Raw genomic sequence first — 14,454 nt, 5'->3', positions numbered from 1 at the left:
GAGCGGTCATGGACCAGACATTCTTTTCTTCCGTGCGGCTGGCGGCACTCTGCGCCGCCATTCTCGCGACCCAGCCGGCCGCCGCCAGCGACTTTCTCAAGCAGCTCGCCCGGCAGGCGGCGGGCGACGCCGTGCAGGCGCTGGCGCGCGGCGCGAGCGCGCAGTCTGCCTCTGTCCCCGTACCCGCCGCGGCCGTTGCCGCGGGCGCAGGCATGGCAGGGACGCCCTATGTGCGCGCCGGCGCCCAGCCGCCGCGCATGCGCCTGGAAGACGGCACCGTCTTCTACGGCGACTACATCGCCGACTACTGGAGCCGGCCGGATGCCTCCGACCGCGGCAGCACGCCCAGCCTGGACGCGCCGGGCCGCATCCTGGCCGGGCCCCTGAAGTTCGGCGCCAGCAGGAAGCAGCCGGAATACGCGGCCCTGCAGCGCAAGCTCGAGACCGTGGTCGCGCGCGTGATGCAGCACCCGGCCCTGGCCAGGGTGCGCGGCGCCAGCCTGGTCTGGGGCGCCTACTTCGGGCACGACGACGGCAGGCAGCCGCTGGTGGCCAAGCTGTCCGTGATTGCCTATCCGATCAAGCTGGATGACCCGGACACGAGACGCTTCCCCGACGGCGGCTACCACACGCCAGGCGAGGGACCGGTGCTCAGGATTACCGTCAACGATCCGGAGGAGATCGGCACGCGCCAGCCTTCCGGTGGCTACCGCGGCATGACGGTGCTGCGCGAAGGCTACATGTTCGTGGTGCCGAACACGGACCGGCCGCTGTTCGTCGAGGCCGACGGCATGAAGGCCGTGAATCCGGACCTGCTCGACCGCACGCGGGCGCGCTCCGACATCCAGTTCATGACGGTCTATGTCGGCGCCGCCGGCCCCACCATGAGCAACCTGACCCACAAGCGGGTCGACCCGGTCGGCAATACCGGGCGCCTCATCGGCGTGCTGTACAACACCGACTGGCACGCCATCCTGCGCGAGGCCAACGCCGCCGGCTGATCCGTTTTTGCTCGCTCATCCAGCCGGTCCCGGCTTACACTGTCCGTACGGCGTTCCGGCCCGCCGGGCCCGGGCGACCGCCATAACGACAAGAACGGAGACGACGCATGAGCAACTTCATCACCCTGCTGCCCACCCTCCTGATCGGCGCCCTGGCGCTGATCATGTTCGGGCTGGGCCTATCCCTCACCCTCGCCGACTTCCGGCGCCTCATCAAGCATCCGAAGGCCGTGGTGCTGGCCCTGGTCCTGCAAACCATGGTGCTGCCGGCGATCTGCTATGGCCTGATTGTCGGCCTGGGCGTGGCGCCCGTGTACGCGGTCGGCCTGATGCTGCTGGCGGCCTCGCCGGGCGGGGTGTCGGCCAACCTGTTCAGCCACCTGTTCGGCGGCAACGTGGCGATGAACATCTCGCTTACCGCGATTAACACTGTGCTCTCCATCGTCAGCCTGCCCCTGATCGCCAACTTCGCCATCGACACCTTCGCGGGCGGCGGGCAGGTGGTGCCGATGCAGACCGGGAAGGTGATCGAAGTGATCGGCATCGTGCTGGTGCCGGTGGCGATCGGCATGTTCGTGAAAAGCCGCGCACCAAGCTTCGCCGCGCGCATGGACACGCCGATGAAGCGCTTCTCGATGGCGGTGCTGGCCCTGCTGGCCCTGATCGCGATCGCCAAGGAGTGGACCGCGATCACGAGCTCGTTCGCCTCGATCGGGCTGGCCGTCATCCTGTTCAACGTCCTGAGCCTGGGCCTGGGCTACTACGTGCCGCGCCTGCTCGGCCTGGACAAGGCGAACGCGGTCGCCATCGGCTACGAGATCGGCATCCACAATTCGACGCTGGCGATCTTTGTCGCGGTATCGGTGCTGGGCGACTTCCAGCTGATGCTGCCGGCGGCGATCTACTCGGTCAGCATGTACGTGTTCGCCACCGCCTTCGGCTTCCTCATCCTGGGCCGCAAGCAGGCCGCCGGCGCGGCCGCGCCGGCTTCCAGCTGAGGCTTCTTCAGTCGATGCGCCCTGCCGGGAAGGCGCAGGGCGCGTGCCCCATCGCGCGCAGTCCGCGCACCACGGCGACCACGGTCAAGCCGATGCTGGCCAGGGCGGCGACCGGCAGCGCCGGGATGCCGCTCAATGCATTGAGCGCGAGGCCGAGGATGACGCCTGCCACCATCGACGCCAGCAGCAGCGTTGCCGCCACGCCGGCGGCGCTGCCCGTGCGGCTGGCGTGGTTGCGCAACGGGGCCGCCACCACAGGCAGGATGATGCAGGCCACGCAGAGCACGCGGAGCAGCGCCTCCGGTCGCGCCGCGCCGAGCGCCGCCAGCAGCAGTGCGGCGCCGGTGGCCAGTGCCCAGCTTGCCAGTCCCTGCAGCAGCAGGCTGCGGCCGAGCTGGACGTTGAACGCTGCCGCCTCGCCCGGCATGGCGGGCGCCAGCCGCACCAGGCCCTGTTCGGCAGCAAGCTCCGCCTGCAGCCGGGCCAGGCGCACGCTGTACAGCAGCGGAACGGCCAGCAGCGTGCAGGCGAACAGCCAGCCGATGCCCGCCGTGACCTCGCGGTCGGCACGCCAGGTGGAGAACAGGCCGGTGCAGGTCACGACCACGGCCAGGATGGCTAGCACCGCCACGCTTTCGCCCAGGTGATGGGTAGGCCCGAGCGCATGCAGGGCCAGGCGCCGCCCGTCGCGCCGCGCACTGTCGCGGCGCAGCGTCCTGCCATACCAGCCCCTGGTCTGCTTGCTGGCCACCTGCTCGACCAGCGGATCCGGCTGGCCGGCCGCAGCGGCCCAGCGCAGGCGCTTGGCCACCATTTCCCAGTGGCGCTCGCCGCCTTGCTGGAACATGGCGCACACCGCTACCACGATGACGCCCGCATGGATGGGCAGCGCCAGGACGACGGCCACCGGATGGGACAGGAGTGCGCCCAGGTCCTTCGGCAACCACTCCACCAGGAACCAGGTGAAGCACAGCGCCGTGATGACCGGTTCGGCCGCCCGGTGTCCCGCCGCGCCCAGGCCGATACCCACGACGAAGATCACCATCCATAACAGCCAGAACCCGAGCGCGCCCGTATCGGCGTGGGGCGCGCTGGCGAAGCCGGCGATACCGGCCAGGCACACCAGGCAGGACAGCTCGACCAGGCGCTGGCGCATCTGCGGAACCAGCCAGGCGTTGACCGGCGTATTGAGCTTCATGGCGCCCGGCATGAAGCGCCATGCCCAGTTCAGCAGGAGCAGCACGGAGGCCGCGGTCCACAGCGTGGCCAGGCCTTCGCGCGGCCCCTCGTTCACCGTCTGCGCGGCGGCGAAGACGATCGCGAAGACGATGGCGCCCCAACGGATCACGCCCGACATGCGCGGGTCGGCATGCGTCACCGCGGCGCGCCACAGCATCCGGTAGTCGCGCAGGCGCGCGTTCAGCACCGCGTTCATTGGGTCACCTCGATGAACAGGTCTTCCAGGCTGAGCGGCTCGGCGCGGCGGCCTTCGGCGCCGGTTCCGCCGCCATTGCGCGCCCCTTCCAGCAGGTCGTCGAGTGGCCCCTGCAGTGCGATGCGGCCGTCCTTGAGGAAGGCGACGTCCAGCGCCACCCGCTCCAGGTCGGTCAGGATGTGGGTCGAGAACAGCACCGTGGTGCCGCGCTCGATCACGCCGTCGACCAGCTCGGAAAGAAACGCGCGGCGGCCGGCCGGGTCGAGCGCCGAAACCGGCTCGTCCAGCACCAGCAGTTCCGGGTCGTGCGCCAGCGCGCGGATGATCGACAGGCGCTGCTGCTGGCCGCCCGACAGGCGGCCGATCGGCTTGCCCAGCTCCAGCGGACCGAAGCCCCAGCGCTCCAGCAAGGCCTCGACCTTCACCGCGTTCCAGCGCGGGTACATGGCCTTGAAGTAGTCCAGCATCTGCAGCGGCGTCATCCACTCGAACAGGCCGTGCTTCTGCGGCACGTAGCCGATCCGGGCGCGGGTCGCATCCGACAGCGCGGCAACGTCCTCGCCGAACAGGCGCGCGCTGCCGGCATCGAGTTCGCGCAGGCCGAGCAGGCACTCCATCAGGGTCGACTTGCCGGCACCGTTGCGGCCGAGCAGGCCGATCACCTGGCCCTGCCCGATGTCCCAGTGAAGGCCATGTAACACGATGCTGCCGCCGTAGTACTTGGCGACGTCGCGCAATTGGATGATGGGTGCGGTCACGATGCTTCCTTCAAGAGATGGGTGAAAAGATCCAGGACGGTGTCCGGGTCGAGTTCGAGCTCGCGCGCCTCGCGCGCGGCGCGTTCCAGGGTCGGGCGCAGCAGCGCCGCGCGCTCGGCCTGGCTGCGGCTGCTGCGCGGACGCTCGGCCACCAGCATCCCCAGGCCGCGCCGGCGCGCCAGCAGGCCTTCGGTCTCGAGCAGGCCGTAGGCCTTCGAGACGGTCATGGGATTGACGGCGAGGCTGGATGCCACGTCGCGCACCGACGGCAGCTCGTCGCCGGGCGCCATCTGGCCGCCGGCCACGAGGCGCCGCACCTGCTCGACGAGCTGGCGGTAGATCGGTTCGGTCGAGCCGGGCGTGATCGAAAACAGCTGGGATGTGTGGACTGCCATGGTGGATAGGCCGTATATGTGTATTAATTGAGTAATACACTATCCTCAGGAATTCTTTGTGTCAACACTCCAGCGCAAAGATATGCAACACGTATATGTCCCATCGCAAACAAAACTGTGACATCATGCGCAGCCGAAGCCGCAAGCACCGCGGCTTGCGCACCTACCTGACCAACACTACGAACCATGTCCTTCACCCCAGATGCGGGCCCGAGCGCCGCCTCCCCCACCTATTCCGAGGTCCGTTTCCGCGAACTGTTCGAGCAGGGACCGGGCAGCATCCAGCTGCTCGACCCGGAGGGTTACACCATCCGGGTGAACAAGGCCTGGGAAGCGCTGTGGCACATCCACGAAGGCAGCGCCGTGAAAAGCCACGTGCTGAGCAGGAAGTACAACGTGCTGCGCGATCCGCAAGTGGTGGCGGCAGGCATTACCCCCCATCTGCGGCGCGCCCTGGACGGCGAGTCCGTCGCCATCCCGGCGATCCACTACGATACGACGGCGATCGGTGTGCCGGGACGCTCGCGCTGGGTCACCGCGCGCGCCCACCCCATCAAGGATGGCGAAGGACGCGTCGTCGAAGTCATGCTGATGCATGAAGACATCACCGAACACGTTGAAGCGGAAACGGCGTTGCGCGAGCGCGAGGAGCGTTTCCGCACGCTCGCGATGGCCAGCTCGCAGATCGTCTGGACCAATACCTCCGACGGGCGCGTGCTGGACGATTCGCCTTCCTGGCGCGCGTATACCGGACAGAGCTACGATGAATGGAAGGAGTTCGGCTGGCTCGACGCGGTCCATCCGGATGACCGCGAGCGCGCCTACCGGATATGGATCGACTGCGTCGCCAGCCATTCAGTCTACGAGACCGAATACCGCCTGCGCCGCGCCGACGGCGTGTACCGCTGGACCGCGGTCAAGGGCATCCCCATCCTCGATGGACGGGGTGGCGTGCGCGAATGGGTCGGCGCCAACCGCGACATCCACGATACCGTCATGGCGCAGGAGGGCCTGGCCGAGCGGCTCGACCGCGAGCAGCGCCAGTCAGCCCTGCTGGCCAAGGTGGCAAGCGCGTCGCGCACGCTGCACACGGTACTGTCGGTACCCGACATTGCCGAGGCACTGGTGCAGGAAGTCCGTGCGCTGCTCGACGTCCACCAGGCGGTCGTCTCCCTGACGGAAGGCGACAACTGGACCCAGGCCATCAATGCGGTGTCCCTGTCCGAAAAATATGCGGCCTACCGCAGCTTCGCCGCCCCTACCGAAGGCACCGGCATCTACGCCGAGGTATGCCGCACCAACACGCCGATGCGCCTCACCCAGGCGGAACTGGAGGCGCATCCCGCCTGGAAAGGGTTTGGCCGGCATGCCGCCGGCCACCCGGCCATGCGTGGCTGGCTGGCGGTGCCGCTCATCGACCGGAAGGGGCGCAACCTCGGCCTGATCCAGGTGTCGGACAAGGTCGAGGGAGATTTCACCGAACAGGACGAAGCCATCCTGGTGCAGCTGGCCTCGATCGCGGCCAATGGTTTCGAGAACGCCCGCCTGTACGGTTCGCTGCGCGAGCAGGACCGGCGCAAGGACGAATTCCTGGCCATGCTCGCCCATGAATTGCGCAATCCACTGGCACCGATCGCCACCGCGGCGGAACTGCTGAAGATATCCACGAGCCCGGAGCGCATCCGTGCATCGAGCGAGGTGATCGCGCGCCAGGTGCGGCACATGACCTCGCTGGTGGACGACCTGCTGGACGTGTCCCGCGTCACCCGCGGGCTGATCAAGCTCGACCGGATCCTGGTCGCGATCGGGCCGGTGCTTGCCAATGCGGTGGAACAGTCGCGGCCGCTGGTCGCCGCGCGCGGCCATGTCCTGCGGGTCGAGGTGGCACCGGAACTGGCCGCGGCCCGGGTGCATGGCGATGCCACGCGCCTGGTGCAGGTGGTCGCCAACCTGCTCAACAACGCCGCCAAGTACACCCCGGGCGGCGGCACCATCGTTCTCGACGCGACGCGCATCGGCGCGCGCGTACGCTTGTGCGTGGAAGACAACGGCATCGGTATCGAGGCCGGGCTGCTGCCGCAGGTGTTCGACCTGTTCACCCAGGCCGAGCGCACGCCGGACCGTTCGCAGGGTGGCCTGGGCATCGGACTGGCCCTGGTGCGGACCATGGTGGCGCTGCACGGCGGCGAGGTGCAGGCGCACAGCGACGGGCTTGGCAAGGGCAGTACCTTTACCGTGTGGCTGCCGCTGGCCTGAAACAAGATGAGTCACCAATACAACTCTTTGTGTAACCCATAGGTTCCTTTTTGTGTGCTTTGTGTTACAGTTCTTCACATCAACAACAAAGGAGATACTGTAATGAAGACCACCATCCACGATGACCAGGACAAGCTGATCGCCTTGTCGCGCCGCCAGCTGTGGGCCGCGCTGGGTACTGTGCTCGTACTGGCCTCTGCCGCCGTGAGCCTGCTCGCGTTTCCGGGTGCGGCCGCGCCTGCCCGTCTGTTCTCCCTGCTGCCCGTCGCGATCGTCCTTGCCGTTGCTGCCCTGAAGACCGGCGGCCGACGTGGCGCCCCGACCAGCGCCGAACTCCGCGCACTGGTGGACGACGAACTGCGCCAGGCCAGCCAGCACCGGGCCAGCCGCAATGGCTTCCTGGCCGTGCTGGCGGCGCAGGCGGTGCTGGTGCCGGCACTGGCCTGGCTGCCCACGCCCCATCCGGTGGCGCTGATGGCGGTCCTGACGATTGCGACCGGCCTCGCCACCTTCCTCGCCAGCCTGCTGTATCACGACCGCTGAACCATGACCGAACAGTTGAAGACAAGCATGAAGGTGCAGCGCGCACGGCTCGACCTGACCCAGGCCGGGCTGGCCGAACGGGCGGGCGTCACGCGTAAATCCATCAACGCCATCGAGACCGGGGCCATGGTGCCTTCGACGGTCCTGGCACTGAAACTGGCGCGTGCGCTCGGTGTCAGCGTCGAGGAACTGTTCACGCTGGAGCACGTGCCGGAATGACAAAGAGCCGGGACCAGCCCGGCTCTTCGCGTCCTTCAGGAAGGATTACAGGTGCGGCGTGATCAGCGGCATCAGGTCGTCGAAGGTACGGCCCGAGCCGTTCTCGCCGATCGCATGCATCTTCCACTCGCCGTTGTGGCGGTACAGCTTGGCCATGATCTGGGCCGTGTGCGAACCCTGCACCGACAGGTTGAAGCGCGCCACTTCCTGGTTGTTGCCCGCGTTGACCAGGCGGCAGTAGGCGTTTTCCACGGTCGAGAAGTTCTGGCCGGTGAAGCTGTTCACGGTGAACACCAGCGCCTTCACGCTGGCCGGCACGCGCGCCAGGTCGACGTTGATCTGCTCGTCGTCGCCGTCGCCGGCGCCGGTGCGGTTGTCGCCGGTGTGGGTGATGCTGCCGTCCTTGCTCTTGAGCTGGCGGAACCAGACCACGTCGACCGGACGGTTCGACTCGTCGAACATCACGACCGAGGCGTCCAGGTCGACCGCCTGGCCGGCGCCGCCGCCAAAGCCGAAGAAGCCCTTCGACTTGGCCACGTCCCAGCCCAGGCCCATCGTGATGCGGCTCAGCGCGCCGCCGGCTTCCTTGTCCAGCGAGATCTTCTGGCCCTTCGTCAGATTTACTGCCATGGTATTGTTTCTCCTAGTTGTTGAACGTCAGCGCGCCGGGGCTTGCATCCAGGCCTTGAAGGCCATCCGGTTGCGCGAACAGACGTAGACTTTGCCCTTGCCCGAGAAGCGCAGGACCATGCCCTCGCCGCTCGTCTGGCTGTTGATCAGGTTGCCCAGGAAGCCGCCGCTCTGGCCGGTCGTGATCGAGATCTCGTAGCGCAGCCCGCTGTCCCAGCACACCACGTGCGAGTTGTCGATGATCGCGTCCTTGCCCGGCTCCACTTCCAGCATCGACATCGAGCCGAAGCCCGACACCACCACCTGGCCGCTGCCCGTCGTCTCGGTGACGAAGAAGCCGCCGCTCTGTGCGAACAGGGCGTTGCCCAGGCTCTGGGTGCGCACCTTCAGGTCCACGCCCGAGGTGGCGGCAACGAAGGCGCCATCGCTGATGATGTACTGGTTCGGACCGCAGTCGATGATCTGCATCGCGCCCGGCAGGGTCGGCGACAGCAGGCAGTCGCCGTCGCCCCTGGCCGCCTCGATGTGCTGCTGGAAGAAGGACTCGCCGTTGGCGAAGGTGCGCATCAGCGCGCTGCCGAGGCCACCCTTCATCTTGCCCTTCAGGTCGAGCGTCGATTCCATCATCACCATCGCATCCGACTCGCAATAGATCGTTTCGCCGCGGCGCATCGAGACGTGCAGGAAGGGATCGACATCCCCGGTCACGGTAAATACTGGCATGTGGACTTCCTTTCTAGCGCGGCCCGCGCAAGCGGGCCGCAAACCTGTTTTATTGATTAGACGTTGACGCCGTAGTTGCGCGCCAGGGGCCCCAGGCCGCCGTTGAAGCCCTGGCCGATGGCGCGGAACTTCCAGTCGGCGCCATTACGATACACCTCGCCGAAGATCATCGCCGCTTCGGTGGAGCTGTCTTCCGACAGGTCGTAGCGCGCGATCTCGCTGTTGTTGGCCGCGTTGACGCAGCGGATGAAGGCCTTGCCCACCATGCCGAAGTTCTGGCGGCGCGCTTCTGCGTCGTGGATGGTCACGGCCAGCACCACCTTGTCGACATCGGCCGGCACCTTGGACAGGTCGATCGACACGGTCTCGTCGTCGCCTTCGCCTTCGCCGGTCAGGTTGTCGCCCGAGTGCACCACCGAGCCGTCCGAGGACTTCAAGTTGTTGTAGAAGATGAAGTCGCCATCCGAACGCACCTTGCCCGACGAGTTCAGCAGGAACACCGCGCCGTCGAGGTCGAAGCCGGCGCCGTCGGTGGCGCGCGTGTCCCAGCCGAGGCCGACCTTCAGGTTGACCAGGCCGGGAGCTTCTTTCGACAGGTTGACGTTACCGCCTTTTTGCAGACTGATTGCCATGATTGTGACTCTCCTAAAAAATACTGCTTGAACACCGGGGATGAAGCACAGCGAGCTGGTGTTCTGCCACTCGCCGTGCAATTCTTGATTCGCCGTTGCCGGCGTGGGCCTGCGTCATGCCGGCAGCGCGGCGTGCTTCTTCTTGTGCTGGATCGAGCTCCACAGCGAGGCCAGGATGAACGCCAGGCCGACGCCGCCGGTGATCAGCTCGGGCACATGCATGTGCATGCTGACCAGCATGATCACGGCCAGGATGCCGATCGCGTAGTGCGCGCCGTGCTCCAGGTAGACGAACTCGTCGAGCGTGCCCTGGCGCACCAGGTAGACCGTCATCGAACGCACGAACATCGCACCGATCGCCAGGCCCAGCATGATGATCACGACGTCCTGGGTGATCGCGAAGGCGCCGATCACGCCGTCGAAGCTGAACGATGCATCCAGCACTTCGAGGTACAGGAAGCCGCCGATACCGCCGGTCTTGACCATGTTGCCGACATTGCTGCCTTCATCGGACTCGCTCTTCTCGAGCAGGCTGGAGATCATGTCCACGCCGATGTAGACCAGGATGCCCCACAGGCCGGCGATCAGCACGATCATCTTCTGGCCTTCGGCGATCCAGCTGGTCGAGTACAGCAGCGCGCCCAGGGCCACCAGCACCGAGATCGAGGACACCTTGCCGAGCGAGCCCAGCTTGCGCTCGATGTTGCCCAGCCAGTGCACTTCCTTCTCGTCGTCCAGCAGGAAGTTCAGGAACACCAGCAGCAGGAACATGCCGCCGAAGGCCGCCACTTCCGCGTGGTGGTTGGTCAGGTGGGCCGAGAACGCCTTCGGATCGGACAATGCCAGGTTCCACACGTCCATCATGCCCAGGTCGGCCGCGACGGCGACGATCACGAGCGGGAACACCAGGCGCATGCCGAACACGGCGATGATCATGCCCAGGCCCAGGAACAGCTTGAGCCAGAACTCGTTCCAGCCTTTCAGCACCGAGGCGTTCACCACCGCGTTATCGAAAGACAGTGAAACTTCCATCACCGACAGGATGGCGGTGACGCCGAGCGCCGTGAGCATGCCGGCGACGCCACCATGGTCGTAGCCCCACCAGCCTGCCAGGGCCATACAGACGGCGGTCACGATGAATGACCACGTAAAGTGCTTCATGTTGTCGTTTTCCCTTTTTGTTGAGTTAATGTATTTATCATTCTTGCGATGAGAGTGTGCGTTGAGTCGTGAAATCATTCAAGCAACGGACGGAGTATGAGGCTTGCCCTCATCATTAAAAAGCGAAGATAATCGAAGAATTACTTCGTAAAAACAGAAGAGATGAACCATACGCCCCCGAATTTCCGCCACCTCTACTACTTTTGGGTAGTCGCCAAGGAGGGCAGCATCACGCGCGCGGCCGAGCGCCTGGGTCTTGCCATCCAGACCGTCAGTACCCAGCTGTCCCAGCTCGAGATGTCTCTTGGCAAATCCCTGTTCACCCAGCAGGGCCGGCGCTTGAACCTGACCGAGGCCGGACGCCTGGCGTTGTCGTATGCCGACCAGATCTTCCTGCTGGGCGAGCAGATGCAGGAAGCCTTGAGCGAGTCCGACAGCGGCCGCACCCGGCTCACGGTCGGGATTTCCGATTCGCTGCCCAAGCTGACCGCCTACCGCCTGCTCGAGATCGCGACCCGGCTGCCGCGTCCGGTACGCATGGTGTGCTATGAGGGGGAATTCGACGAACTGTTGGCCGACCTGGCCCTGCACAAGCTGGATGTGGTGCTGACCGACCGCGCGGTGCGCTCGGGCACCACGCTGCGCGTGTTCAGCCACCTGCTGAGCGACAGCGAGACCATCGTGGCCGGCGCGCCCGGCCTGGCCGCGGCCTGGGGCGCGGATTTCCCCCGTTCGCTGAACGGCGCGCCCTTCCTGCTGCCGACCCGGAATAATGCCTTGCGCGGCAAGATCGACGAATGGTTCGAGCTCAGCGGCGTGCGGCCGGACGTGGTCGGCGAGTTCGAAGACAACGCCCTGCTCACCACCTTCGGCCGGCGCGGCCTCGGCCTGTTCTTCGCGCCGGCGGCGCTGGCCCAGGACATCGAGGAACAGTTCGGCGCCGTGCTGGTGGGCCGCGTGCCGCAAGTGCGCGAGCACTTCTATGCCGTCTCGAACGAGCGCAAGATCAAGCACCCGGCGGTGGAAGCCATCCTCTCGGCCGTCCACAAAGGGGTCCTGGCTGGCACATGACGTTACAATGTTGGCGGCTATTGCCATTTTTTAATTTCACACTCTTCAATGCAAAACTTTCTTTTCGTCGTTCTTGCCCTGTTCCTGGTGGCGCTGAACGGCTTCTACGTGGCGGCTGAATTCAGCATCGTCACGCTGCGCAAGACCCGCGTGCGCGCCATCGCCAAGACCAGCGGCGTGCGTGGACGCATCCTCGGCAAGGTCCACGACAAGCTCGACGCCTACCTGTCCGCCTGCCAGCTCGGCATCACCCTGGCCTCGCTCGGCCTGGGCTGGGTTGGCGAGCCGGCCTTCGCCAGCCTGCTGGAACCGGTGTTCGCCATGCTGGGCGTGACTTCCCCTGAACTGATCCATGGCGTGTCCTTCGTGGTGGCCTTCTCGGTGATCTCCTTCCTCCACATCGTGGTGGGCGAACTGGCCCCGAAATCGCTGGCGATCCGGATTCCCGAAGTGGTGGCGCTGTGGTGCGCGATCCCCCTGTATGCGTTCTACTGGGCCATGTACCCGGCGATCTGGCTGCTCAACGCCAGCGCCAACATGGTGCTGCGCATCGCCGGCCTGGCCGGCAGCGGCAGCCACGAGACCCATTATTCGACCGACGAGCTGAAGATGATCCTGCGCTCCAATACGAGCGCACCGGGCGAGAAGTTCACGAATGACGAGCGCAACATCCTGGCCCAGTCGCTCGATTTCAGCCAGCTCGCGGTCTCCGACCTGATGCGCCCGATCAACGAGGTGAGCGCCCTGTACGCCAGCCGCTCGCTCGAGGAAAACATGGAGACGGTGCGCCGCAACCGCTTCTCGCGCTACCCCTACTTCGACGAGGAGGGCGAGGAAGTGCTGGGCGTGATCCACCTGAAGGACCTGTTCTTCGCCCAGCAGGCCGGGCGCGTCATCACCGACCTGACCCAGCACCTGCGTCCGGTCGAGACGATCTCGGCGCGCACCCCGGCCCAGGACATCTTCCGCCGCTTCAGGAGCGGCGCCCCGCATTTCGCCCTGATCGGCGAGAAGGGCAAGCGCCCGGTCGGCTTCATCACGCTCGACAACCTGCTGGGCGCCATGGTGGGCGAGATCCGCGACGAGTTCCGGATGAACGAGAACGACTGGATGTCGCAGCCCGACGGCACCTGGATCGGCAAGGCCAGCCTGCCGATCTTCTCGCTCGAGCGCCTGCTCGGGATCGACATCGACAACGAGGAAATGGGCCTGGACGACGTGGAATCGGTGGGCGGCCTCCTGATGGCCAAGCTCGGCGACATCCCGAAACAGGGCCAGCGCATCGGCTTCCCGCACTTCGACGTGGTGGTCAAGAAGATGAACGGGCCACGCATCCTGCTGGTCAAGGTCTATCCGCACGTGCAGCGCGAGGACGTGGACGAGGAACACGACTGAGCAGTGCCGCGCTGCTGGCGGCGGCTCAGTCAGCGATCTCCACCTCGGCCTCGAGCCAGACGGTGGGCCTGGCGTTCAGCATCGACACGGCATTGGCGTTCAGGCCGAACGCCATCCGTTTCGGCGTGCCGCTCACCCGCACTTCCGCCATCGCGTCGGCCAGGGGCTGTGGACCGCATATATCCGGACACAGCGGTTTGGCATCCGGTGGCACGACAACCACGCTGGCACGCGCATAGGTAGCGCGCCCCTTCGACACCGCTTTCGCGCCCCAGACGTCTACATCGAGTTTCCTTCCATTCCACGACATGCTGCAGCCTGGAATACGCCAGCCGTGCGCGTAGGCGCGCCTGCCATCGTCGGCATAGACGGGGATCTTGCCACTCACCTTGCATAGCTCGGTGATCCTGGCGACGGTGCCGTTCGTCGCTTCGATCAGCTGAACCGTTGCGGTCATCCTGGCGATGCGCAGCCGTGGAGGCTCAGGCGGTGGTGGCGGAATGGCGAGCGCTGGAGACGAGCCCAGCAGGAGCATGGTCGCCAGCAGCCTATTTTGTGAAATCCGTCGCTTCATCATCATGCCGATGCACCCCATACAGCGAAAGAATCCGCGGAGCCATGCGCATCCTTCGCGTCCATCGCTGGCCGCACCTGTCTCCATGGGCCCTGCGGACCATACCTTGCTACGATTGTCAAAGCGACGAACCTACCAAAACTCTGCCATCGACCCATTGCAGACCTTAGCGCAGGATTCGCCTGAACCGGCACGCGATTCAGTCCAATGATGCGCGAGGCTGATCATTCCGCAGGATAAAGTAGGCAATACTCAGAAACAGCACGCCAAACAAAAAGTGCAGACCGATGACGATCCAGAAAGCATTCGGCGAATCGATTCTGGAATACCAACTTTCCCCTATGCTGCCTTTTGTCGTGAACTCGATACGACCTGTCCAAAGGCCTTCAAGCATGAACCACCACGCAACAAATGCTGAGCCGATCGCAGAAAAACCCATGAATTTAATGAAAAACAAGCGTGTTACTCCTCTATTGCTTATGTCTTGGCAGGCCAGCATCCGGCCGAATGCAGATACGCATTATCGCCAATTTAACCTGTTATCAGCCGCTGTCGACGGATCATTTTGGGCCAACGCAAGCCGGCCATCCCAGTTGCGAGCCCTGTTCCTCCTGCTCACCACGTGGTTGCCATGCTGCTTGCACAGGAAGTGAACCGCACGTT

The 14,454-nt window shown here is 65.4% G+C and carries 16 protein-coding genes; 7 read left to right on the top strand and 9 right to left on the bottom strand.

The window, feature by feature from the left end; genetic code table 11:
* Nucleotides 1-8: 8 nt before the first annotated feature.
* Together LE190_RS14125 and LE190_RS14120 are read left to right on the top strand one after the other, a co-directional pair.
* A complete protein-coding gene (locus LE190_RS14125) occupies nucleotides 9-1,001 on the top strand; it encodes a hypothetical protein (protein WP_225239301.1) in 993 nt (330 codons plus the stop codon).
* A gap of 107 nt (nucleotides 1,002-1,108) precedes the next feature.
* Nucleotides 1,109-1,999: a bile acid:sodium symporter family protein gene (locus LE190_RS14120; protein WP_225239300.1), complete on the top strand. Its 891-nt coding sequence runs from the start codon at nucleotides 1,109-1,111 to the stop codon at nucleotides 1,997-1,999.
* Between the two features lie 7 nt (nucleotides 2,000-2,006).
* Here LE190_RS14120 and LE190_RS14115 read toward each other — a convergent pair whose 3' ends face one another.
* From LE190_RS14115 to LE190_RS14105, 3 genes are read right to left on the bottom strand one after another with little or no spacing between them, the layout of a single operon-like run.
* Complete coding sequence (locus LE190_RS14115) at nucleotides 2,007-3,434, bottom strand: hypothetical protein (protein ID WP_225239299.1); 1,428 nt, start codon at nucleotides 3,432-3,434, stop codon at nucleotides 2,007-2,009.
* Nucleotides 3,431-4,192: an ABC transporter ATP-binding protein gene (locus LE190_RS14110; RefSeq protein ID WP_225239298.1), complete on the bottom strand. Its 762-nt coding sequence runs from the start codon at nucleotides 4,190-4,192 to the stop codon at nucleotides 3,431-3,433. The genes LE190_RS14115 and LE190_RS14110 overlap by 4 nt, the downstream gene beginning before the upstream one ends.
* Nucleotides 4,189-4,587, bottom strand: a complete 399-nt coding sequence (locus LE190_RS14105) for a GntR family transcriptional regulator (protein ID WP_225239297.1) — start codon at nucleotides 4,585-4,587, stop codon at nucleotides 4,189-4,191. The genes LE190_RS14110 and LE190_RS14105 overlap by 4 nt, the downstream gene beginning before the upstream one ends.
* Nucleotides 4,588-4,773: 186 nt before the next feature.
* Here LE190_RS14105 and LE190_RS14100 point away from each other — a divergent pair, with 186 nt between their 5' ends.
* The 3 genes from LE190_RS14100 to LE190_RS14090 all read left to right on the top strand — a co-directional run bounded on the left by LE190_RS14100 (nucleotide 4,774) and on the right by LE190_RS14090 (nucleotide 7,605).
* The gene (locus LE190_RS14100) at nucleotides 4,774-6,843 is read left to right on the top strand and encodes a PAS domain-containing sensor histidine kinase (RefSeq protein ID WP_225239296.1); all 2,070 of its coding nucleotides are present in this window, start codon (nucleotides 4,774-4,776) and stop codon (nucleotides 6,841-6,843) included.
* A gap of 102 nt (nucleotides 6,844-6,945) precedes the next feature.
* Complete coding sequence (locus tag LE190_RS14095; RefSeq protein ID WP_225239295.1) at nucleotides 6,946-7,386, top strand: hypothetical protein; 441 nt, start codon at nucleotides 6,946-6,948, stop codon at nucleotides 7,384-7,386.
* 3 nt (nucleotides 7,387-7,389) lie between these two features.
* Nucleotides 7,390-7,605 (top strand): helix-turn-helix transcriptional regulator, encoded by a 216-nt coding sequence (locus LE190_RS14090; protein ID WP_225239294.1) that lies wholly within the window; start codon nucleotides 7,390-7,392, stop codon nucleotides 7,603-7,605.
* Between the two features lie 45 nt (nucleotides 7,606-7,650).
* Here the strand turns inward: LE190_RS14090 and LE190_RS14085 are convergent, their stop codons facing one another.
* The 4 genes from LE190_RS14085 to LE190_RS14070 all read right to left on the bottom strand — a co-directional run bounded on the left by LE190_RS14085 (nucleotide 7,651) and on the right by LE190_RS14070 (nucleotide 10,751).
* Nucleotides 7,651-8,235, bottom strand: coding sequence for a TerD family protein (locus tag LE190_RS14085; RefSeq protein WP_225239293.1), 585 nt, complete (start codon nucleotides 8,233-8,235; stop codon nucleotides 7,651-7,653).
* A 27-nt stretch (nucleotides 8,236-8,262) separates the two neighbouring features.
* On the bottom strand, nucleotides 8,263-8,958 hold the full coding sequence (locus LE190_RS14080) for a TIGR00266 family protein (RefSeq protein ID WP_225239292.1): 696 nt from the start codon (nucleotides 8,956-8,958) through the stop codon (nucleotides 8,263-8,265).
* A 56-nt stretch (nucleotides 8,959-9,014) separates the two neighbouring features.
* Complete coding sequence (locus LE190_RS14075; protein WP_225239291.1) at nucleotides 9,015-9,590, bottom strand: TerD family protein; 576 nt, start codon at nucleotides 9,588-9,590, stop codon at nucleotides 9,015-9,017.
* A 114-nt stretch (nucleotides 9,591-9,704) separates the two neighbouring features.
* Nucleotides 9,705-10,751, bottom strand: a complete 1,047-nt coding sequence (locus LE190_RS14070) for a DUF475 domain-containing protein (protein WP_225239290.1) — start codon at nucleotides 10,749-10,751, stop codon at nucleotides 9,705-9,707.
* Between the two features lie 162 nt (nucleotides 10,752-10,913).
* Between LE190_RS14070 and LE190_RS14065 the strand changes: the two genes are divergently transcribed.
* Entirely contained in the window at nucleotides 10,914-11,822 is a 909-nt protein-coding gene (locus tag LE190_RS14065) for a LysR family transcriptional regulator (RefSeq protein WP_225239289.1), read from the top strand.
* Between the two features lie 48 nt (nucleotides 11,823-11,870).
* Complete coding sequence (locus tag LE190_RS14060; RefSeq protein ID WP_225239288.1) at nucleotides 11,871-13,217, top strand: hemolysin family protein; 1,347 nt, start codon at nucleotides 11,871-11,873, stop codon at nucleotides 13,215-13,217.
* 25 nt (nucleotides 13,218-13,242) lie between these two features.
* Here the strand turns inward: LE190_RS14060 and LE190_RS14055 are convergent, their stop codons facing one another.
* Entirely contained in the window at nucleotides 13,243-13,797 is a 555-nt protein-coding gene (locus LE190_RS14055; protein WP_225239287.1) for a hypothetical protein, read from the bottom strand.
* Between the two features lie 193 nt (nucleotides 13,798-13,990).
* The gene (locus tag LE190_RS14050; RefSeq protein WP_225239286.1) at nucleotides 13,991-14,248 is read right to left on the bottom strand and encodes a hypothetical protein; all 258 of its coding nucleotides are present in this window, start codon (nucleotides 14,246-14,248) and stop codon (nucleotides 13,991-13,993) included.
* Nucleotides 14,249-14,454 lie beyond the last annotated feature (206 nt).

The sequence above is a fragment of the Massilia hydrophila genome (assembly GCF_020208145.1).
GTDB classification, from domain to species: Bacteria; Pseudomonadota; Gammaproteobacteria; order Burkholderiales; family Burkholderiaceae_D; genus Telluria; species Telluria hydrophila.
The sequence above is the reverse complement of the archived record's forward strand: the minus strand, read 5'-3'. Positions and strand labels throughout refer to the sequence as shown.